Below are 23,681 nucleotides of genomic sequence, written 5' to 3'. Positions count from 1 at the left end.
TTTAACCCAAAATAAACCAAAAATATGAAACGGAGAACTTTTTTTAAGAATGGCCTAATTGCAGGAGCTGCTACTTTTGTAGGGCTTGGTTTGCCGGAAGGAAGACAGGCCTTGGCTAAGGCAAACCCTTTTAATATGAAATTTTCACCTGATTTTGGATTATTTGCGGATGTGGCCGGAAAGTCACCGGAAGACCAAATCAGGTGGGGGCATGATAATGGATTTCATGCTTGGGAATGTACCTTTTTGCAACGGCGTCCCTTGGAAGAACAAAAAATAATCAGCAATACCCTCCAACAACTGGGGATGGAGTTTGGGCAGTTTGTAGGCACCATGGACTTTAAGCAGGTCACCTTCGCGGGAAGGGATCAAAGCATCAGAGACAATGTACTCAAGGAGGTAAGGGCTTCTGTAGAAGTAGCCAAGCGGATGAATACCAAGTTTATACACAATGTATTGGGGATGGCTGATCCTAGATTACCCTGGGATTTTCAATTGGCCAATGCCACAGAACTCTTGAAGCGGGTGGCAGAAATTTATGAACCTCATGGATTAGTGATGGTCATGGAAACCATGAATCATAAAATCAATCATCCAGGAATGTTTTTGCATAAACTGCCTCAGGCTTATGCTATGGCCAAAGCCGTGGATAGTCCAAGTATAAAACTGCTTTGTGATGTGTACCATGTTCAAATTCAGGAAGGAAATCTAATACCCAGCATTGATTATGCTTGGGACCAAATAGCTTATTTTCAGCTTGGGGATACACCCGGTCGTTTTGAGCCCATGTCCGGAGAAATCAATTACAAGAATTTATTACAACATATCTGGGACAAAGGATACCGAGGCTTTTTAGGTCTTGAGCACAGTTCCAGCAAGCCGGGAATAGCCGGTGAGTTGTCCGTATTGGAAGCCTATAAACAAGTTGACCCATCTTAAATATTTAAAAGTTATGACGAAGATTCTATCAAAAGATTGTATGTTGTTCAGCAAAAACATAGGTCTCCATGGATTAACCATTTGCATGGTTTTCCTAAGCTATTTAATTTTTAATCCTGTTTATTCTCAAGGGAACAAGTCCTTCAAAGCAGGAGCCTACAAAAGTAACATTAGTCCAAAACTAGGCGGCCCAATTATTGGCGGGTGGAACTCTCCTCCTGCAGGTTACATTCATGATGAGCTCTATGCCCGAAGTATAGTTTTGGACGATGGAGAGAATAAATTGGTAATGGTAACTGTAGACAATGTTGGTGTTGATCAAAAAGTGTTTGATGTAGCCAAGAAAAGCATTGAGGAAGCCACAGGTATTCCGGCTTCTCATATTTTGATAGCATCTACCCATACCCATTCCGCTACAAGTGCCAGAGGTGTGGGGGACAAAGGCAGGGAATGGCACCCGGATGAGCCTTTGGATGAGTATCAATCATTTTTGGCTTCTAGAATCTCGGATGGGGTCCAAATTGCTTTGGGTAACCTTGAGCCGGCAAGGATAGGCTGGGGATCTGTGGATGTGCCACAACATGTATTCAATAGACGTTGGAAGATGAAGCCGGGTACACCCACGCCAAATCCATTGGGAGGCAATGACATTGCCGTGATGAATCCGGGAGTGGGTAACCCTAACCTATTGGAACCTGCAGGCCCTACAGATCCTGAAGTGTCTTACCTTTCCATTCAAGCAACAGATGGCAGGCCATTGGCTCTATTTGCCAATTACTCCTTACATTATGTAGGAGGTGTTCCTACAGGTCATGTGTCAGCAGATTATTTTGGTATGTTTGCTGACAAGATTCAGGAATTACTTGGAGCAGACCGGCAGAATCCGGAGTTTGTTGCCATGATGTCAAATGGTACTTCCGGGGATATAAACAATATCAATTTTCGAGGCCCTAGGGTAAGCCGCCCTCCTTATGAAAAAATGAAGTTGGTGGCTGATGATGTGGCCATGGCAGTGATGAAAGGTTATCATGGCATTAACTATTTGGATTGGGTGCCTTTGGATGCCAAACAAGCGCTACTAAATCTCAAAGTTCGTAGACCAAGTCCTGAATTGGCCAAGTTTGTAGATGAAGTGAATGCCAGGCCTGAAACTGTTGAAGGCAGGCATAGACACGAAAAAACTTATGCCAAACGTATCAAGCAGATGGAAACGTTTCCGGATGATATTGATGTAGTCATTCAGGCTTTTAAAATCGGAGACTTGGGAATTGGCGCCATACCCTTCGAAACCTTTGTTGAAATAGGGCTTGAATTAAAGGAAAAGAGTCCCTTGGAAGATCATTTTACCATTGGTCTGGCAAATGGTCTTTTTGGTTATTTGCCCACCCCGGAGCAACATAAACTGGGTGGTTACGAAACATGGCTTTCAACCAATAGAGTAGAAGAGATTGCTTCAGATAAGATCATCGCTCGATTATTGGATTTGTTAGGTGATATTAAATAAGGATTATCGATTTATTGGCTTTTATTTGACTGATTTGGCCGATTTGACACTTAAAAACTTCATCTCAGAGAAAGCTTAATTCTTTGCTGGTGGAGTTTTTTTCTTGAATAAAGGGGGGATTATTAATAATACATTGAGCCTAATAGATGCATTATAAAACTCAGTGTAAGAAAATAGGTGGTTGGTTAATTCTATATGAAAAAAGAAAGATTTTTTAATCCCTTATCCAATGCATAAGATTAAAACCGGAGAATACTATAGGAGAAAAATGGAGATAAATAAAAGGCACAATAATGTCTCGAAAAATGGTATTTATTGGCAAAATAGATACCATTTCTCGAGACCGTTAATCAAATGTCTGAGCAGTCCTCTTCATTTAAATCCTCCTCGTATTCATCGATCAATTTTTGCCATTCAACCCTGTTTTGCCCCGTCAACCCTTGGCAGTTTCCATAAGGTCTTAATGCATCCACATAGGTTAAAAGTGCCTGTCGATAATTGTTGCAGTTTGCTTCTGTTGGATTTTGAGCAAAATTTGAAATCGCTGTAGTTAAGTCGGTTAACTCATCATTGAGCTCAACTGACCAGTTAAAACTATTGCATCCTGAAGGCTCATCATTTTCTCCATCTCCACATCCTGAAAAGGAGATTAATGACAAAGATATTAAAACAGGAAAATAAAAAATTTTCTTAAAATTGAGCATTACATCAAAGTTTAGTGCTGTGCGTTATTTTTTAGTTAAAGGTAATAATGATTGATCATTTTGTCAAAGTTACTCCGGTATAAAAGGTTGATTTTTTTTATTTGTCTCAAAAATAAGGTGTTTTTATTTAAGTAATTCCTTATGAATTGTTGGGCTCCTATATTTATATGTGCTTCCAATATCTATTTGTCTTTGTATACGGTTTTTAGGTAAAATAAATATTTATGCAGTGTGATCGGACTTGAAAAAGCTAAATATTTAAACTATTTGGAAAACAATCGGTTAGGTTCATAATAATTAATCGTAAGTGTCTTTTTACAATTAAATTTATCAAATCATAAGGCTTTTATTCCGTTTAGTAGATGTCGATTCCATTTATATAATTTAATCATATAAATATTTTAAATTTTGTATATTTGCATACCCGCTCTTATAATTTTAACCAGATTATTAAAACTAATTCTATTTCATTATGAATAAGATTGTATTATTAATCATGTTTACTGTCACTTTTTCTGGAAATGTATGGGGGCAAACCTTTCTAAAGGGGGGGGTACAAGATAAAGAAAGCAAAGAGACTTTGCCTGGAGCCTATATTTTTGTTCTCAATGCTTCAGGGGATACGCTGGCCAATACCTTTACCGACGAAAAAGGACAATTTCAGCTTGATAAACCAGATGTATCCACTTTTGTACTTAATATTAGTTTCATAGGTTTTGAAGATTTTACCGATACCATCAATAATCCATCCAACAACAAATTAGGGATGTTTAAACTGGAGGAGAAGGGAAGTTTATTGGAAACTTACGAAATTGAAGCAGCTACCATGACTGGTGAGATGAAAGGGGATACTTTGTCCCTTAATGCGAATGCGTATAAGACCAGATCTCAAGCAAGTGCAGGAGAATTGATTCGGAAAATGCCTGGAGTGACCATGCAAGGAAATACCATTGAGGTGCAAGGTGAAACAGTAGGGCAAGTATTGGTGGATGGTGAACCTTTCTTTGGAGATGATCCTGCCATGGCCATGCAAAACCTTCCTGTTGAAATAATCGACAGGATAGAGTTTTTGGATCAAATTAGCGTTCAGGCGCAATTAACTGGCTTTGATGATGGGGAAACCATCAAAACCATTAATATTATTACCAAAAAAGAAAAAAGGGGAGGAGAATTCGGTAGAATGTTTGCCGGATATGGTACAGATGACAATTATTTGGTAGGTGGTAGTGTTAATTTTTTTAACGGGGCACAGCGGCTTACACTGTTAGGACTAAGCAATAATATTAACCAACAAAATTTTTCTGCAGATGACCTCACCGGAGCCTTTGGTGGAGGAGATGATAGAAGAGGAGGTAGAGGAAGAGGAGGAAATCCATTGACAACAAGGGAAAGACCGGGGATCACCAATACCAATGCAGTAGGTATAAATTTTACAGATAAATTTGATGAAGGAAAGGCAAAAATTACCGGAAGTTATTTCTTTAATGAAAGCACCAACTATTTAAACCAAAATTCATCTCGAGAATATATTTTATCCAGTGATAGCCTCCAATTGTATGATGAAGTCAGAAATGATGAAAACTATAACCAAAACCACCGTTTGGATTTAAGGTTGGATTATGACATTTCAGATAAGCATGCTATTATTTGGAGACCCAGGATGAGATATGAAAAGGGTTCGTCCATAAATAGCCTCAATGCCCAAAACTTATTTAACTTGAACACCCCTATCAATGAGACTCAAAACAAAACCAGCTCCACCAATGAGTCTTTTAGTTTTTCGAGTGATTTTATCTATAGGTATAAATTCAATAAAAAAGGTCGGACGCTTTCAGCGCAATTTGATACCCGTTTGAGTGATTCGAATAGTGATTCAAGGTTGGTATCTGTCAATCGAGATTTCCAAACGTCCAATTTGGATAGTTTGATTCAAAATTCTATCAGTAGCTCTAATTCCTTTGATTATGAAATGGAAATTGAGTATACGGAGCCAATTGGTGAAAATTCTCAGCTGAGGCTGGAATATGAAGTGGGTAACGACTTGGGCAAAACCAGGCAGGAGGTAAGTCAGAGAGAAATGGAGTCCATGGTATTTGAACTAGACTCTACTTTGACCAATGAATTTGAAAACACTTATTTACAACATGAGGTAGGTTTAGGGTACAGTTTTAACAAAGATAAAATCAGGGTTTACTCTTCATTCGATTATCAGGTGTCTATTTTAGATAGTGACCGGCTTTTTCCAGGATTCCAAAATACCAATCGAACTTTTAAAAACTTTGTACCCAGAATGGTATTCATGTATGATATGAATGAAAACACCAATATTCGGGTCTATTACCGAGGAGATACGGACGCACCTTCAGTAAGGCAGTTACAGGATGTAATTGATAACAGTAACCCCATTCAAATATCTACGGGAAACCCTAACCTGCAACAAGAATATGAACACAGGGTGTATACCCGAATTAGAAATGTAGATCCTGAAACCTCCAAATCATTCTTTATGTATATGGGAGGATCTGTGCGATCCAATTATTTGGGGAATGCAACTTATATTATGTCGAAAGATACACTCATTCAAGGAGATGTTTTGTTAAGGAAAGGAGGGCAACTAAGTAGACCCGAAAACCTTGATAAATATTGGGACCTAAGGAGTTACTTTTCTTTCGGATTCCCTCTCAGCTTTATGAAAAGTAACTTGGAACTTTCCGCTAGGGCAAACTATAGCAACCAGCCCGGCATAATTAATGGACAAACCAATTATAATAAAAATTTAGGGATAGGTCCCGGAATTGGAATAAGCAGTAATCTAGGGGAAGATTTGGATTTCAATATTTCTACCCGTGGAAATTACAATATTGTAAGAAGTAGTTTGCAAGAAAATCAAAATAACAATTACTATACCCAAAGTACAAGATTAGATTTATATTGGAATTTTGCTTGGGGATTTTTTGTAAGTACCAATGTAAACAACCAATGGTATACCGGCTTGGGAGAAGAGTTTGATCAGTCCGTATGGCTGATGAATGCAGATTTAGGCTATAGGTTTCCACCGAGCCAAAAGTTTGAATTGAAGATGACCGTATTTGACCTTCTGAATCAAAATACAAGCATCAATAGGAATGTAACAGACGTCTATATCGAGAACGAGAGAACGCAGGTATTACAACAATTTTTCATGTTAACATTGACCTATAATTTAAGAAGTTTTGGACAAGGAGCTATGGGTACCGGCGGAAATTAATTCCAGGGGAGATTGTAAGTAGTTAGCATTATAATTCTTGGAAATATTGGTATTTCAACTTCTTTAATATAAAGTTCCTTATGATTAGCTATGAATGTTTAGGTTATCTACTAAACCCGAAATATGCAATAGACAAACTATTACGTGCTGAAATCGCTTCAAAATCAGCCACATCGTTGCCGTTTTCAATTTCATCATAGCGGTGCTATGCTGAAATCTCCAAACAGCCTGATTTTCTTGCGATTGCAACACTTCCCGTAAACACGGGACAGGCTCCACCTCTGACCATTGTCAGGGCGGAGAAATCCTATTACATAATCCGGGCTTAATCTAGGAGTTTCTTGCCTTATTTTGGGCCATTTCAGCATCGTACCTGTGTTGATCATAGGTTTTTAGGTTATATTCTTTCAAAATATCTGCTATGGTGATGTCCGGGGAAAGACTTTCAATCACAGACCACTCTTCTTCGTGAAAATTGGTGATTCGGATTTTCCTTCCATATTTTTTTTTGATTTCATCAAAATACTTTACAAATGGCCATGTATGTAAAAAGACTTTTTCCAGGTTGACAGGGGCACAATAGTAATTTTTCTCCCAGAAACCTGTTTTTGCAATTTCTTTTCCGGTGATATCCCAAAGTTTAGCGCTTCCTTTTCTGGTGCTGGTAGCAACAACGTATCTATGTTGCAAAGATTTGGCCTGTAGGCTCTGACCACCTCCATAGGCGGACGGCCAAAAAACCAATTCTGCACCCTTGTCTTTTAGTTTTTTCCAACCATCTTCCCAAAGTACATCAAAACAGATTTGAATGCCTATTTTTCCAAAATCCGTTTCGAATACAGGTGGGTCCAAGGGTCCGGGACTAATTCCTAATCCCATTTCATTTTCGGTCGTATGAATCTTTCTATATTCACCAATCCTTTGTCCATTCCTATCCAACAATACTGCTGAATTAAATATCTTTTCTCTCTCTTCGGTATTTACGGCAACCACCAGATAACAATTGTGCTTTTTAGCAAAGGCAGCCATCCTATCTAATACTGTATTGGATATGGCAATTTTTTCAGATAGGCTGTATTTTTGTTTAATGTTGGCAGTATGGAACAACTCCGGTAGGCAAATAATGTCCGGTTGGTTGACCAATACTTTTTCCATTAGTATAAATATCTCATCTACCATTTGCTCAGCACTGTCTGCAAAAACAGCTTCCTGAGATATGCCGGCTACCCATACCTCTCGTGGCAATTTCCCTATAAGGCTTGCATCTGGTAATGGTGTACTGTTTACAGGAAGTACACCTATCGATGAGATACCTGAAGTCAAGGCCGCAGTTTTTAGAAATTTTCTTCGGGGATTGGTTTTTTTATCCATGGGGTGACCGATTATATTTTTTAACTGTCATGTTCTACGCTTGAATATTGAGAAGGGAATTTACCAAACCTTTTCAAACCTGTGAAGAAAAGTTAAAATTTTTCACTAAAAATAAGCCGATCCAATTGTCTGAAGATTTTATTAAACTTAGTTCATGTTAAACTTAACCATCAATGCATTATGTGAATTGATATTTAGTGGTTTTATTCTATCTTCCACATATAATGCATTAAGGTGTTACAAAAAAAATATTGGAAGTATGGGTAAATTACTTAAATATAGATTTTACAATAAATTTATGGGATCTAATTTTTTTGCTATTGCGACTATAAAGAAAAATAAGGCTAATAAAAAATACTTTTGGCTTGTTTTTGTTTTACTTCTAATAAGCAATGTATTTAATGTCAGAGCTAACTTAATTAAAAAAGACATAAGGGATAGGTCAACCATTTTATTAGGCGCAACATCATTGAATATTACCCCACCGGTTGGGAGTGTGATGGGCAATTCTTATGGAATCAATATTTCTGAAGGCATTCATGATGATCTTTTTGCAAAAGTATTGGTATTTGATGTGAGTGGAGTTAAAGGAGCATTTCTAGCATTGGACTTGATTAGTTTGCCGTATGGGATGGTTTTACAAGTCAGAGAATTGATAGCCCAAGAAACAGACATTCCTGTTGGCAATGTCATCCTTACAGCTACCCACTGTCATGCAGGACCACAGATGAATCCAAGGTTTCTGAAAGCCGTTGGTGGTGAAGCGGAAATTAAGAGTTTGGAGTATATCAAACAACTCCCCAAAAAATTGTTAAACGCTATAAAAATCGCAGAAGATTCGTTGCAACCTGTTCAAGTTTCTTTTGGGACATTTTATGAGGACAAAGTCAATTTCAACCGTCGTTTTTTAATGAAGGATGGAAGTTTTAGGACAAATCCAGGGCGTCTAAATCCAGGTATTGATAGGGCCATGGGTCCTGTAGACCCAATTGGGTCTGTGCTGCTTTTTGAGTCAATGGATAAGAAACCCTTGGCTGTTTTGGTAAATTTTGCCCTTCATCCTGCTATTGTTGGAGGAAATCAATTTTCTGCGGATTTTCCAGGCATTGTCTCTCAACAATTAGAAAAGGTTTATGGAAAGGAATTGGTAACGGTATACACCAATGGGAATTCCGGAAATATCAACCATATTGATGTGAAAAATGAATCTCAGTTAGGTCAATATGAAGAATCTGCACGCATTGGAAGGGTATTAGCAGAAGATGTACTTAAAGCCATAGGTTCCTTAAAACCTCTAGAAATCAATTCCCTTAAGGTTGGTAAAATGGAGGTAACTTTGCCAATACCTAATTTTACCCATGAAGAACTTGTTTGGGCAGAGGAGATAATCGGACAGTTTGGAAAAACAAATCCTCCCAAATTTTCTGATGTGGTAGAGGCCTGGAGAATTCTCGATTTAAAAGAAGGAAATTATAATGACAGTATCAGGTCACAATTTACTACGACGGTTCCATTGACAAAGGATAGAAAAGCCATTGTCAGTGAAGTCCAAGTCATGGGTTTCGGCTCTGAACTTGCTTTGGTAGGCTTTCCAGGGGATGCCTTTGTGGAACTTAGTATGGCTATAAAGCTCAAATCACCTTTTACGCATACCATCATCTGTGAACAATCCGGAAATGGTAACCTCAGTTACATTCCTGACAGAAAAGCTTTTTCTGAAGGGGGATATGAAGTTCAAAGTGCGCGTTTTATGCCTGGGGGAGGAGAGCTTTTGGTGGAAGGCGTGCAAAAACTAATGATTGAACTTTTCTATGATTAATGATGCATATGGGTTGTTTTTTTATGCGATGATTTTAAATAATACGCACTTCATATTGAATTAATATTATATCCTTAATTTTAATATTCGAAATGCTCAATAGGAGTTGAGGTTTCTGTTTTTGAAGTTATTCCATTACTTTGTGTAGGTTCTGTTTAGTAAGTCGATATTAAATACCTAAATTAATGAAATTACCTCTCATAAATTACAGCTATTTTGCTGATGAAATTTTGAATTTACCTTGTTAATATTTATGAAAAATCATTTGAAAAACTTTTGGTTCCTATTACCGCTTGTATTTGTGTTAGCATGCAGTCCAAAGGACCTATCAATACAAATTGTATCTTTTAATATTCGCTATGATAACCCTGATGATGGAATCAATAGGTGGGAGCATCGAGTTCCTATTGTGAAATCTTACCTGACTTCAGAAATGCCCGATATTATAGGGATGCAAGAAGTTCTTCACAATCAGATACTTGATCTCCAAGAAATGCTTGTTGAATATGACTATGTTGGTACAGGAAGGAATGATAATAAAACATCCGGAGAATATGCGCCTATATTTTACAATAAGAATAAGTTTAACCTAGTTGATCATTCCCAATTTTGGTTATCAGAAACGCCGGATATTCCAGGGAGTAAAAGTTGGGATGCATCCCTAACAAGAATAGTGACCTGGGCCCAACTTGAGGACAAATCATCGGGCAAAGATCTTTATGTTTTCAATACCCATTTTGACCATAGAGGAGTAGAAGCCCGCATGAATAGTGCGAAATTAATGGCAAAGAAAATTTCGGAAATTGCGGGAGATGCTCCAGTTCTTGCTACCGGAGATTTCAATATTAGAAAAGAACATCCGAATCTGGGCAATGCCTTGTACGAAAACTTAATAAAAAGCTTTAAAGAAATCAGTTCCTTAGAGAACTCGGCCTATATTTCTAAATCTCCTGTCGCGTCAAGTGGGTTAACCAGTACCGGTTTCAGGCCTGATTGGGAAAGTAAAGAAGGACATGCGATAGACTATGTTTTTGTAAACAATTATTTTGAGGTTGAGGAACACCGTGTTGATAAAATAGTAGAAGGGGAACTATTTATTTCTGACCATTGGCCAATAGTTGCTAAAGTTAAATTAATCAAATGACAAAAATTACCGGATATTAAATCTGAGATTGAATACTTTACGAAATAAGCGAATGTAGCTAGTGTTGGTTTTTTTATGTATATTCCAATTATTAATTGGAAAGGAATTGAAGGGTAAAGGCTACTCATATCTTTGAAATTGATTGAGAAATCTCTCCATTATAAAGAGAGGGGTAAATTGGTTCCTATTTCGCTAAATTGGCTAATAAAAAATTATTGGTATGAAGGTATTTTCAGGACACTTATTTGTTTCAATGGCAATTTTTCTATTTGCTTTAAGTGCTTGTACACAAGGCAAAAAAAAGGTGGAACTGTCATTATTTAATGGGGATGACCTTCAAAATTGGAATTCTTCTGACATGAGTTATTGGTCGGTTGCAGATGGATCAATAGTTGGAGGGGAAGGTAAAGATTCAATAGTCAATAACCAATTCCTTTGGCACGAAGAAAAAGTAAGGGATTTCTATTTGAAAGTGTTGGTAAAAGTGGTCCCTAATACTGCCAATGCTGGTATTCAGTTTCGCTCGCAAAAGAAGGGAGATGAGGCCTTGGGTTATCAGGCAGATATTGGACAAGGTGTATGGGGAAGGTTATACCATGAAAGTGGGAGAGAAAAGTTGCATTGGGAAGGAAAAGGAGAGGCTGCAGTTAAGAAGAACGATTGGAATACCTATGAAATTCTTGCTGTAGGCGATAATATCTGGACAGCCATTAATGGCACTTTATCTGTAGCGTATGAAGATCCCAATGGAGAATTAGAAGGTTTTATAGCTTTACAAGTACATGCCGGGCCAGCACAAATTGTTGCGTACAAACCTGTGAAATTAATCCATAATCCGGAACTGAAGTTAGGGAAATATAGTGAATCCGAATTGATGGAAGCCTTGGTTGAAGCAGATGGGAATCCGTATATGGGTGGAAAGAAATGAACTTTTTATTTATATGGTTAGCGATTTAAGCACAATAGCGTGCTCACTTTTTGCGTAATAATAACTTGAGTTCGATTTAAAATCGTCCTAAAAAAGAGGATATATCATCCCTGTGAACCCTTTTGGTGAGATTTATGAGTTTCAAAGGATGTGGCAGTTTCGTCTTGCTGGGGATTCCCACGGTTTTTTCCACTAAAAGCCCTCCCTAAGCCTCGGAATGACGAATTTTTCATGAAATCGGGTCGAACTCAGGTTAATGGTAAAACCAGTTGATTTCTGAATAGTATTCAATTTAATAATTATTTATTGCTTCAAAATTCAGGAATTTAAAGGTAGATGGGTTATGCTAATATGAAATTTACACGATGAAAATCACCAAAAGGCAGGCTATTCATTTTTAATTAATTGAATTATACCTAATTTGGGAAGTGTAAACCCAATATACCCAAAATGTACAAGGAGAAATCATATGACAATTCTGTTCAAACAGGTGATGATGCAGAATATTGGAAGCAGATAAAAAAAGGAGAAAGAGTGGGGTTGGAGGCTTTGTATATTAAGTATACGCAAGAACTTTTTAGATTGGGAATGTCGATTAAAGGAGATCGGAGTTTGATTAAAGATTGTATTCAAGAGGTATTTTTTAATATTTGGGAATACCGAAATACTGTCAAAACCACTGATAATGTTAAACTATATCTTTTTAAGTGCCTTAGTAATAAAATTCACAAAGAAGTAGGGAAAGAAAAAAAGCGGTATGGTTTTTTTAACCTTGAATTAGAAGATCAATTGAGCAGCGAAACTGAAGCTGACAAGGAAATTAATAATGTTAAAGAAAGTAAGAATTTAACCTTAATGAAGTCCATAAATTCTCTTTCATCCCGCCAACGTGAAGTAATTCACTTATTGTATTATGAGAACCATTCCTACGAAGATACCTCCATAATTATGGGTATTAATGTTCAGTCAGTTTATACATTAGCTTGGAAGGCCATTGCCAATTTAAAGAAAAGTTTGAACTTGGTCACAATGATTTTATTATTCTCCTTCGTATAATCTGTTGGTTTTTTTATACTATACAGATAAATAATTTATCGAATTCATATTTATAGGCTGGAATATTTTAATATAATGTAAATTTTAATTTTTTTCTCTTGAAGATGGATAGATTTTTTGAAGCCCGGACTTATGTGGGTGAATTTTATCATAAATGGAGATTTCTAATTACACCATAGAGGATTTTGTTTTGGACCCTTCTTTCAAGAAATGGGTGATGCATCCCAATGCTGAATCAAACTTGTTTTGGCAAAGTTTGCTGGAAAAGAATCCATTGAAATACAAAGAAGCAAAAAGGGCACGAGAGATAATTTTACAATTAAATACCAAAAAACAACCTAAACTTTCGGACACTGAGTTTTCAGGTATGTGGAAGGATTTGGATAATCGCTTGTCCAAGCAAAACCAACATCAACAATTCGGTGAGGATGAAAAAATAATTCCAATTCATTCAATTAGTACATTGGAAAAAGCAGTTAATCGCCCCTCGTCCCGACCAAACATCTATAACTATTTTAATTTAAGGGTTGCTTGTGTTTTGATTTTTGCCATAGCCTTTGGTGCTTTCTCCAGTTGGTTTTTTACAGATTTGCCAATTCCTGAAAATAAAGCCCCTTTGATAGTTTTCGAGGAACACACGACTGTTCCGGGAGTAAAATCTCATCTTACATTAAGTGATGGTTCTCAGGTAATTCTGAATTCAGGGAGTGAATTGAAATACCTCAAAAATTTTGAAAAGGACAAAAGAGCTATCTTTTTAAAAGGAGAAGCGTTTTTCAGTGTTACCAAAGATGCCTCAAGGCCATTTATTGTACATACCCTGGAAACCACTACCACCGCCTTAGGAACAAGTTTTAATGTGAGGGCTTACAAAGGAGAAACCATCGATGTTTCACTTCTGACTGGAAAAGTAGCTGTAAATAAAGAAGATTCAATGGAAAAACCAATCACTTTACTTCCTGGGGAAGCTTTGAAAATTGATAAGGGAAAAGATCAGTTAGTAAAAGCAAAATTTAATAAGGACCTAGTGATTGGATGGACAAAAAAACGTATTGTTTTTGAAAAAACCCCATTATTAGAAGCAATAAGAGTACTTGAAAACTGGTATGGGGTAAATATTACTTTAAAGAATCTACCTAGTCATCGAATATTATTGTCCGGAAAGTTCCAAGAAGAAACGTTAGAAAATGTATTGGAGGGATTGAGGTTTTCTACCAGGTTTGAATATAAAATAAATAAAGAAAATGTTACAATTATATTTTAAGGTAAAAAATAGTCTATGAAATAAACCCAAATAAAAAAAACCTAAGGATGCGTCAACATCCTCAGGCTGTATTTCTCCGGAAATTCTTACCAGGAATTTACCGGAATGTTCATCTAAAACCATTCTGTATAGTTTTAAAAACAAACAAAGTAAAGATATGAAAAATCTTGTACTCTCACATGTCATACGCATGACTAAATTATTTACTTACTCTTTTCTCATACAGTTTCTTTCCATGAGCTTTTTGTTTGCCTGGAACGGCAATGCTCAGGTAAAAGACATTGAAGAAGTAATGATCACACTATCCTTTGAGGATACAAAAATTGAAAAGGCTTTTTCCACTATTGAGAAAATGACCGGTTTCAATTTCGTTCACACGGATATGGAATTAAAAGATGTTCCGAGGGTTAATACTTTCGGTCAGAACACCCAAAGTGTCTATTCCCTGCTTTCAATTATTGGCCAGCAAACCGGCTTGTATTTTAAACAGGTGAATCAAAATATTCATGTTCGAAGGACTGATGCCCAGGGACGCTGGAATTATACTAAATTGATAGCGGACAAACAGTTAGAAATAAATATTTCAGGAAAAATAACCGATGAAAATGGGGAACCACTGCCTGGTGCTACTATTACTTTAGAAAATACTACTTCAGGTACGGTTTCGGATATCGATGGTAACTTCTCTATCGCCGTAGATGAAGGAGCTGTTTTGGTGGTTTCTTTCATAGGATACAAGACAAATAGAATCACTGTTACCAACCAATCACAAATCGATGTAAAAATGGTACTTGATGATACTTCACTGGAAGAAGTGGTGGTAGTTGGGTATGGTACACAAAAGAAGGTAAATTTAACTGGTGCTGTGGATGCCATTGCCTCTGATGATATAATTTCCAGGCCTGTTGGTCAAGCGTCAACTGCCTTACAGGGGTTGGCACCAGGAGTCACAGTAACCCAAAGATCCGGTAAACCGGGTGCAGATGGAGGTACAATTCGGATTCGAGGGATTGGCACTTTAGGAGATTCAAACCCACTGGTATTGATTGATGGAGTTCCGATGAGCTTAAATGATATTGATGTCAATGAAATAGAGTCAATCTCTATTTTAAAAGATGCAGCATCTGCCGCAATCTATGGTTCCCGTGCGGCAAATGGTGTTATTTTAGTAACAACCAAGCGGGGTAAAGATGGGAAATTTTCAATAAACTACAGAAACAGTATAGGATGGCAACAGCCTACTGCTTTAATGGAAAAAGTTAGTGGCTATGACCATATGGTTATGATTAACCAAGCATTTGAAAATGTAGGGAGGAATCCTGCTTTCCAACAAGAATACATTGACGCTTATAGACAAAACGCCCCTTCCGATGCCTATCCGGAAACAAATTGGCACGATGTAATGCTCAATGATAAAGCACTTCAGCAAAACCATTATGTAGGAATTAACGGTGGGGGTGAGAAAATTAATGTGTTAGGATCTGTTTCTTATATGAATCAAAATGGTTTGATGGATTCAAAGTTTGAAAGGATTAATATTCGGTTAAATACAGACATCAAAGTACGGGACAATTTAAAAATTGGAATTGATATCTTAGCAAGAAATGAGGATAGAAATGAGCCACCCCAAAATTGGCACTGGCTTGCACGCTATCCTCACAATATACCCGGTAAAAACGAAAATGGTTCTTGGGGCGTCGGTTGGGACGGATCAAATGGCTGGGCATCAATGGAAGAAGGAGGCTACAATTTAGACAAACGTCATGAGTTAATGGCCAATTTAAAATTGGATTGGCAGCCGATTGAAAACCTTAATATAAACCTGCAGGCTGCTCCCAATGTCAATTATCGACAAGTAAAAAATTTCCGTAAACAGGTAGATTTATTTTTTCCCGACGGTACTATAATTAATCCAAGCCCTTATAAAGCGTCATTGAACGAACAATTCTCGCGGTCTATTAATAATAATTACCGGGCTTTAATCAATTATAACAAAGATTTTGGCAACCATTTTTTAGAAATTTTAGCTGGAACGGAAGCAATTGATTACAGGAACGATTGGCTTGGTGGATTTAGAGATCAGTTTCCTTTAGAAAACTATGATGTTTTAAATGCCGGATCAATAGCAAACCAGCAAGCGACTGGATCTGCGCTAGAGTGGTCTTTACTTTCTTATTTTGGAAGAGCAAATTACAATTACAATGACAGGTATTTATTTGAAGCCAATCTTAGAGCCGACGGTTCATCCAGATTTTTAGGAACAAACAAATATGGGTATTTCCCCTCTTTTAGCTTTGGTTGGAGATTGTCAGAAGAAGAATTTCTATCCACTAATTCATGGATTAATGAATTAAAAATCCGAGGATCCTGGGGTTCACTAGGCAATCAACAAATCGGTACTTATCCCTTTGCTTCGACCGTTACGATGGGACAAAATTATGTCTTTGGAGACAATATCCCCGCTTTGGGAGCGGCACTGCTCTACTCCGGTAACCGGAACATTACTTGGGAAACTACACGGATGATAAATGTTGGCTTTGATGCCAGTATCGGAGACTTTGAATTTACAGGGGATTATTATGTGAGAAATACGGATGATATACTGCTTCAAATACCTGTTCCACGTATTGCCGGCTTAATTGAGCCTTACCAAAATGCAGGTAAAGTAAGGAACAAAGGCTGGGATTTAAGTGCAGGATACAGAAAAAAATTTGGTGAACTGAATTTAAGCATTTCGGCCAACCTATCCGACGTAAACAACCAAGTGGTGGATTTGATGGGCAGTGGACCTCATATTTATGCTAGAGAAATCAATCAAGAAGGGCAACCGTTCAGGTCTTTGTATGGGCTAAAGTCCTTAGGTTATTTTCAAAATCAGGAAGAAATTAACCAACATGCTACTCAATTTGGACAAGTAAGTCCAGGTGACATTAAATATGAAGACATAAACAATGATGGTGTTATTAATGCCGCAGACCGAACAATTTTTGGAAACACTATTCCCAAATATACTTATGGCTTCAATATTTCTTTGGACTACAAAGGGTTTGATTTTAGCTTGTTAGGACAAGGGGTAGGGAAGGTTGATGGCTACTTGGATAACTTTGCAACCATGGCCTTTTATCTAGGTGGAACGGCTCAGGAATGGCACAAAGATTATTGGACACCCGAAAACCCTACAGCGGCCTATCCCCGACTAACTTTTAACTTTCCAAACAATGAACAAGTTTCATCTCAGTGGGTAAGGAGTGCTTCTTACTTTAGGTTGAAGACCTTACAAGTTGGGTATACCATACCTTCTGTCCTTACCAATAAGTTAAGTATTTCAAAATGCAGGGTTTTTGGCAATGGCCAGAACCTATTGACCTTCCATAATTTTTATGACAGCTTTGACCCTGAAGCACCAATTGGGGAGGGTACTTTTTATCCCCAGGTTAAAGTTTTTGTTTTTGGATTGGAGATAACCATTTAATGATAAAATCATGAAAAAGTTAATAAAAATTCTATCGATAATAATGGTTGTTTTAAGTTCAACCCTATTGTATTCTTGCGAAGATTATCTAGTAAAATATCCTCTTGACCAGCCATCTGACGCCACATTTTGGAGTACCGAATCTGAGCTTCAAATGGCAATAAATTCAGTTTATCGTAGCCTTTATTTTACCGATAGAGCGGCTACACATATTCCCTTTCAGTTTCTTTTTGATTTTGCTACTGATATTAGTTGGGACAGAAATTTAAGTGTTTGGCAATTACTTGGCCAAGGCCAGGTTACATCTGTAGAGCCTACATTAATTTTTGGTGCCTGGAGTAATGCTTATGTTAATATTGGAAGCTGTAATAGGTTGTTGGCCAACATGGATAAAGCAGAAGAAGTAACCAACGCCGAAACTTTTAAGAACATTGAAGCGGAAGCGCGGTTTTTCCGAGCATACTGGTATGGGTGGCTGATAAATTTATATGGTGATGTGCCATTTACCACTGATCCTTTGGATGTATTTGATGCGCAACTTCCTCAAACAGATAAGGAAACCATTTACCAATTTATTTTGGAGGAGTTGGAAATAGTTGGTGAAATTTTACCTGTTGAGTACCCCTCAAATGATAGAGGTCGAATAACCAAAGGGGCAGCTTGGGGCCTAAAGGCCAGAATGGCAGCATTTCATAATGACTGGGCCGTAGCTGCGAGTGCCGCAGAAAAGGTTATGGCATTAGGAATATATGAATTGCACCCAAATTTTGAGGAATTGTTTACCTATGAAGGACAAAATAATTCTGAAGAACTATTCACGATTCAATTCAGTAGAGCAAACCAATTGACTCACGAATCTCCTGTACATACAAGAGGAAGACTTACAGGAGGTTTTGCTACCAAAATCCCTACCCAAGCTTTAATTGATTCCTATGCTTGTGTAGATGGTTTAAGGATAGATAAATCTCCATTGTATGATCCTGCGAATCCGTTTCAAAATAGAGATCCAAGACTTCATGCAACTTGCGTGGTGCCGGGATCAGAGTTTTTGGGTTACCAGTTTGAAACACATCCTGATAGTTTATTGGTATGGGATTTCAATCAAAACCCACCAAAACGTATTGACAACCAGGAAGTGATTAATCCCTATGCAACATTCTCGGGTTATCAGTATAGAAAATATGTGGCTGCAGATGAAAGAGAGTTTAGAAGAGAGTCGGAGCTAAATATCATGCTAATAAGGTATGCGGAAATTTTATTGATTTATGCTGAAGCTCAAATTGAATTAGGTCAGGTAAATAACACGGTATATGAATCGATAAATGCGGTAAGGGAAAGAGCAGGTATACCCGGAATAGAACAAGGGCAAACGATAGACAAATTGCGGGAGGTTGTTAGACAAGAAAGAAAAGTAGAATTTGCTTATGAAGGATTACGCTTTTTTGATATTAGAAGATGGAATATCGCTGAGGATGTCATTTCCGGGCCACTGTACGGTAGGCCATTAGGGATTTATAAATCCCAGTATGTTCCGGAATTTAATGAAAATGGCACCCCCAATTATGAAGCGTATGCTGAGGAATTAAGAATGTTTGATACAAGAAATTATAATCCTGAAAAGGATAAATTTCTTCCAATTCCTCAACGGGAACTAGATATCAATTCAAATTTGACTCAGAATCCAGGTTATTAAAATTAACCCTTTAGGTTAATATATAAAATTCGATAATGATGATAAATTATATGCGTTATTCGTTTGTTTTTGCCTTGGCATTAATGAGCTTTTATATAAATCCGTTTACCATTTTTTATGGTAGCGCAATGAATACTGAAATAAAGGAGAATACAAATGATTCTATTCCCATTGTTAAAGTTGGAAGCGATGGTCTGATTCATAGGTTTCATGATACCTCACCAATTAGTCCCTCTGGGAAGTATATTGCATTATTTCGGCTTCCTTTCGAAGATAGGTACCCAAAAGCGGGAGAGTTTGGTAAGGTGGTTTTAATCAATTTGGAGACAGGTGAAGAAAAAGTAATTGCCAATTCATTTGGATGGGAAATGCAGCTTGGAGCCAATGTGCAATGGGGAAAGAATGATGAGCAATTGTTCTACAATCAGGTAGATACTTCAAGTTGGGAGTCTTTTACTGTTCATTATAATATGGAAAATGAGGACTTTAAACGGATTAATGGAGAGCTGTTTATGGCTTCTATCAATGGTGAAAAATTGGTTTCTCATAATCTACGTAATTCTGAATATGCACAATCTGGCTACGGAGTAATTGTTCCAGACGATTATAGATCCAAAAATTTTGGCCTTACAGATAAGGATGGTATTTATGTTACGGATGTGAAAACAGGAAAAAGTACGTTGGTAGCCAGTATAGAAGACATCTATAAGCAAGCCAAACCAAGGATAGGGATTTCCAATCCGGAAGATTTTGAAATTTATTGCTTCAAAGCAATGTGGAACCCACAAGTGAGTCGCATTATGACCTGTCTGCTTTTGAAGCCTATTACAGGCGGTAAAAGAAAAGTTGCAGTTATTACCATGAATGGAGATGGTTCTGATATTCGCACTGCCATTACAACTACTCAATATGGGAAAGGAGGTCATCATATGGCATGGTTGCCAGACGGTGATTACTTGTCAATGAATCTAGAGGTAGATGATGGAAAAGAAGGATTGGAAGTAGTTACCGTTAAATATGATGGTACAGAATTAAAAGAAGTTTTTGCACCGGGTTCAGGCCATCCAAGTTATCATCCTGGCGGGCTTCCATTTATAATTACTGATGCTTATGCCAAGGAAACTAGGGTTACAGATGGGGATGGCTATGTACCCCTAAGGCTACTCAATGTTCGTACAGGAAAAGAAATTGTAATTACAAAAGTTAAAACTCCTGACGTAAGTGATAGTTCTTTTCGTTTAGATGCCCACCCAGCTTGGGATCGATCAGGAAGATTTGTTGTGTTCAACGGCTTTGATGGAGATGTTCGAAGTGTTTATATAGCAGATCTTAGTAGAATAATTAGTCATGAACAAAAATTTTTAAGCAAATGAACAGAAGGAAATTTCTAAATATTAGCTTACCGGCTACAGGAGCCATAATGATGGGTTCGGGAATGATGAGCCTAGAGGCTAAAGCCGAAATTTATAGACAATTCTCTAGCAGTAGCAATTTTGATACTTATGATTTAGTGGTCAATGGAGGAGGTTTAGCAGGTTATTTTGCTGCAAGTTACGCTGCAAAGTCAGGTAAAAAGGTTTTATTGATTGAAAAGAGGACAAGTCCAGGCTTCGAGCTTTTTGCAAAGCACAAACTATGGATGGAGGCAGATGGTTTTGAGGATTTCAGTCCTGAACTTTCTAATTTGTTTTTGCCCAAAGGAGAGGTAGCGGAAATGAACAATTCCCTCGGGAAAGGTCCCGGTAACAGTAAATTTGAGGATGAAATATTGCTGTTTTCCGGCAGTATCAGAAAGGGGATGTTGAGAAATCTCCTGGTCAGTAAGGTACATGTCCTATTGATGACAGATGTTTGCGGGATTTTTCAAGACAAAGGAAAAGTTAAAGGGGTTTTGATGGCGGGTAAGCAAGGTTTGCAACATGTGAAATGCAATAATTTTATCGATGCTTCCGATCAGGTCATGTTTAGTAGAAACTTTTTTAATCAAGCCTATGAGATAGATAGGGCCGGTTTCGTCTTGGAATTGAAAAATGTTGAAAACCCTCAGAAAAAAGTCTTGTCAGTTTCTAGGGATTATAAAGTACATCAAGACCAAATTGCTTTTCACAGAGGGAAGTTGTCTGAAGGCCAGGCTTTCTTGGATTTTGAATTTAAGGTGGAGGAGCAAAGTTTGGAATTGATAGAACATCAGGCAAGACATAAAGCAGCATTGCTAGGTCAAAATTTCAAAAATATTGATCCATCCCTTAAAAATGCTGAAATCTACCAGCATGGGCTAGAAACCTCAATAATTTTAAAAGATGATCGCCTTCCGGAGGTTGATCTTGAAGGATATTTTATGTTGAATGGCAAAGCCGTTACTAGTAAAAATATTCAGACCACTAATGAAGAAGCCCGTAAAATGGTTGAATCATTGGCAAAATCCTCGCGTAAAGCAAAAGCATCAACCTTAAGAATTCACAATGCTGAGATTCCCCTTGATCAGATTCGATTCACAGGATTGGATGAAGCCAGCTTTTCTATTCCAATGGAGCAAGTGACCTTTGATTACAATGCTTTAGTAAAAGACAAAGAATACTGTCAGGTTGCCGTAGCGGGAGGAGGCACGGGTGGTTCTTTTGTCGCTAAGGGTGCTGCAGGAAAAGGTGCCAATACCATTGTTGCTGATTATTTTAATGATTTGGGTGGCACAAAAACCATGGGTGGAGTCATGGGGTATTACCATGGGGTAACGAGCAATGGTTTCTTTAAAAAACAAAATGAAGAAGCAGAAAGGACAGCTTTTGAGAATAACATGTCCACAAAAGTAGGCCGGAAATATTACCACCTCAAGGAAATTTTGAATGCAGGAGGTCGGTTTATTCCAGGAGCGATTTTCTGTGGTGCCATCTTGGAAGATCAGAAAGTTTCTGGGTTCTTGGTTTGTAGAAATGGTAAACTTCAAACCATCAATGGGGATGTCACCGTTGATGCCACTGGAGATGGAGACATTGCTTCTTTTGCTGGCGCTAGCTTTTCACAAGGAAACTCCCGAACGGGCGAAACACAAAATTACAGTCAGTGGGATGTTAAAGGAGCAGTTTCGATTTCTTCTTCACCCACCAATAGAGATTATGATGTGCTGGACACTACCAAAATATCAGAATTGCAACGTGGACTCTTTCTTTCTCATTATGAAGCTCATTTTTACGATTTTCACCCTTTCCTTACTGTTAGAGAATCACGCCTTATAGAAGGGATGCATGTATTGAACCTCTATGATGTGGCTGAAAAAACTCACTTTAAGGATGTAATTGCTTTGGCAAGTAGTGATTTTGACCCACATAATGTAGGGAGTTCCGAATTTTCGAAATGTGGCTTTTTATTGCCCCATTCAAATGATCTAACTGTAGAAATTCCATACCGTTGTATTGTACCCAAATCACTGGATGGGCTTTTAATTGCCGGTAGGGGGATAAGCCAAACGCACAATGCCATGCAATTTACCCGCATGACTGCAGATATCCTTGTATTGGGATACCTGACAGGACAAATTGCCGCTGACCTGGCATGGACCAATACGAGACCTCGTGATTTTGATGTGAGTGATTTACAACGTGAGTGGGCCGATCTAGGGTATCTTCCTAAGGATTATGACCGACCTTCCAATGAAGATAAAAGGTTTCAAGAGGATGAAATCAATACCAGGATAGCAGAACTTTCAGAAGGAAAACGAGAGTTTTTATACGAATGCAGCAGGTTGCCGAAAGAGAAAGCTATTCCTGTATTGAAAACCTATTATGGTAAATCTGAAGATGAAAAAGCCAAACTTCTTCTGGCAAAAGCATTGGCCTGGTTTGGAGAAAGCGATGGAAACGCCCTCATAGTAGAAGAATTACAAGAAATGTTTGACCTGGAACAAAAAGAGGGCTACCCAGGTGGATATGTAGATGATTATGATTTTATAAGAGGGAGAGAAAAGAATGTTTTGGAAGGTTTGTTCTGGAGAATCAATCAAAACATTGCGCTGCTGGCAATGACTGGCAGCAAAAGTTCAATACCTGTCATTCGAAATATCATTGAAAATACCACTTCAGGGGGAGGGGTAGTCAACCGAACGAATGATTACTTCAATGGTAGAATTGATTTGAAAATTATTCCATTTTATAACCGGATTCATAACTTGTGTTTCTACGGAGACAGGATACCTGATGCGCAATTTATTCCGGGCTTTGAAAAGCTTTTAAAAGATGAAAATATTGGGGGATTCAAGACGGAAGATTATGATGAGGTAAGATGGCGGGTTTATGGTGGCTTGCTTGAAATTTCCATTGCAGCCACTCTGGCTCGTTGCGGTGCCAAGTCTGGTTATCAACTCCTGGTCAATTATCTACAAGATATTCATTCCAATTATAAAGCTTTTGCCAGAGCAGAACTCAGGGATATTACTCATCAGGATTTTGGTGTCAACCCTCTAAAATGGAGGAGGTTCCTTGCAGAAAAACAATATCCAAGACCCACTAGGAAGTTGGAAAAAACAATAGAAGTTTAATTGAGGTAA

Annotated in this window: 14 protein-coding genes; 12 read left to right on the top strand and 2 right to left on the bottom strand. The window is 37.8% G+C overall.

What is annotated here, in order from left to right:
* Nucleotides 1-24: 24 nt before the first annotated feature.
* The gene (locus ACYVHJ_RS12520; protein ID WP_460515250.1) at nt 25-939 is read left to right on the top strand and encodes a hydroxypyruvate isomerase family protein; all 915 of its coding nucleotides are present in this window, start codon (nt 25-27) and stop codon (nt 937-939) included.
* 13 nt (nt 940-952) lie between these two features.
* The gene (locus ACYVHJ_RS12515; RefSeq protein ID WP_460515248.1) at nt 953-2,443 is read left to right on the top strand and encodes a hypothetical protein; all 1,491 of its coding nucleotides are present in this window, start codon (nt 953-955) and stop codon (nt 2,441-2,443) included.
* A gap of 350 nt (nt 2,444-2,793) precedes the next feature.
* Here the strand turns inward: ACYVHJ_RS12515 and ACYVHJ_RS12510 are convergent, their stop codons facing one another.
* Nucleotides 2,794-3,147: a hypothetical protein gene (locus ACYVHJ_RS12510; RefSeq protein ID WP_460515246.1), complete on the bottom strand. Its 354-nt coding sequence runs from the start codon at nt 3,145-3,147 to the stop codon at nt 2,794-2,796.
* A 472-nt stretch (nt 3,148-3,619) separates the two neighbouring features.
* Here ACYVHJ_RS12510 and ACYVHJ_RS12505 point away from each other — a divergent pair, with 472 nt between their 5' ends.
* Complete coding sequence (locus tag ACYVHJ_RS12505) at nt 3,620-6,394, top strand: outer membrane beta-barrel protein (protein ID WP_460515244.1); 2,775 nt, start codon at nt 3,620-3,622, stop codon at nt 6,392-6,394.
* Between the two features lie 330 nt (nt 6,395-6,724).
* Here ACYVHJ_RS12505 and ACYVHJ_RS12500 read toward each other — a convergent pair whose 3' ends face one another.
* Nucleotides 6,725-7,765 carry a carbon-nitrogen hydrolase family protein gene (locus tag ACYVHJ_RS12500; protein WP_460515242.1) on the bottom strand — a complete coding sequence of 347 codons (1,041 nt, stop codon included), beginning with the start codon at nt 7,763-7,765 and terminating at the stop codon, nt 6,725-6,727.
* 154 nt (nt 7,766-7,919) lie between these two features.
* Here ACYVHJ_RS12500 and ACYVHJ_RS12495 point away from each other — a divergent pair, with 154 nt between their 5' ends.
* The 9 genes from ACYVHJ_RS12495 (at nt 7,920) to ACYVHJ_RS12455 (ending at nt 23,672) form a co-directional block, all read left to right on the top strand.
* Nucleotides 7,920-9,584 carry a neutral/alkaline non-lysosomal ceramidase N-terminal domain-containing protein gene (locus ACYVHJ_RS12495; RefSeq protein ID WP_460515240.1) on the top strand — a complete coding sequence of 555 codons (1,665 nt, stop codon included), beginning with the start codon at nt 7,920-7,922 and terminating at the stop codon, nt 9,582-9,584.
* Between the two features lie 253 nt (nt 9,585-9,837).
* A complete protein-coding gene (locus tag ACYVHJ_RS12490; RefSeq protein WP_460515238.1) occupies nt 9,838-10,728 on the top strand; it encodes an endonuclease/exonuclease/phosphatase family protein in 891 nt (296 codons plus the stop codon).
* Between the two features lie 220 nt (nt 10,729-10,948).
* On the top strand, nt 10,949-11,656 hold the full coding sequence (locus ACYVHJ_RS12485) for a 3-keto-disaccharide hydrolase (protein ID WP_460515236.1): 708 nt from the start codon (nt 10,949-10,951) through the stop codon (nt 11,654-11,656).
* A gap of 450 nt (nt 11,657-12,106) precedes the next feature.
* Nucleotides 12,107-12,712, top strand: coding sequence for an RNA polymerase sigma factor (locus ACYVHJ_RS12480; protein WP_460515234.1), 606 nt, complete (start codon nt 12,107-12,109; stop codon nt 12,710-12,712).
* A gap of 154 nt (nt 12,713-12,866) precedes the next feature.
* On the top strand, nt 12,867-13,976 hold the full coding sequence (locus tag ACYVHJ_RS12475) for a FecR family protein (protein ID WP_460515232.1): 1,110 nt from the start codon (nt 12,867-12,869) through the stop codon (nt 13,974-13,976).
* Nucleotides 13,977-14,133: 157 nt separating this feature from the next.
* Nucleotides 14,134-17,448, top strand: coding sequence for a SusC/RagA family TonB-linked outer membrane protein (locus tag ACYVHJ_RS12470; protein ID WP_460515230.1), 3,315 nt, complete (start codon nt 14,134-14,136; stop codon nt 17,446-17,448).
* A gap of 10 nt (nt 17,449-17,458) precedes the next feature.
* On the top strand, nt 17,459-19,141 hold the full coding sequence (locus ACYVHJ_RS12465) for a RagB/SusD family nutrient uptake outer membrane protein (RefSeq protein ID WP_339901235.1): 1,683 nt from the start codon (nt 17,459-17,461) through the stop codon (nt 19,139-19,141).
* 35 nt (nt 19,142-19,176) lie between these two features.
* Nucleotides 19,177-20,514 carry a TolB-like translocation protein gene (locus ACYVHJ_RS12460; RefSeq protein ID WP_339901232.1) on the top strand — a complete coding sequence of 446 codons (1,338 nt, stop codon included), beginning with the start codon at nt 19,177-19,179 and terminating at the stop codon, nt 20,512-20,514.
* Complete coding sequence (locus ACYVHJ_RS12455) at nt 20,511-23,672, top strand: FAD-dependent oxidoreductase (protein WP_460515227.1); 3,162 nt, start codon at nt 20,511-20,513, stop codon at nt 23,670-23,672. The genes ACYVHJ_RS12460 and ACYVHJ_RS12455 overlap by 4 nt, the downstream gene beginning before the upstream one ends.
* The last annotated feature ends 9 nt before the right edge of the window (nt 23,673-23,681 follow it).

The sequence above is a fragment of the Cyclobacterium sediminis genome (assembly GCF_054781075.1).
The sequence above is the reverse complement of the archived record's forward strand: the minus strand, read 5'-3'. Positions and strand labels throughout refer to the sequence as shown.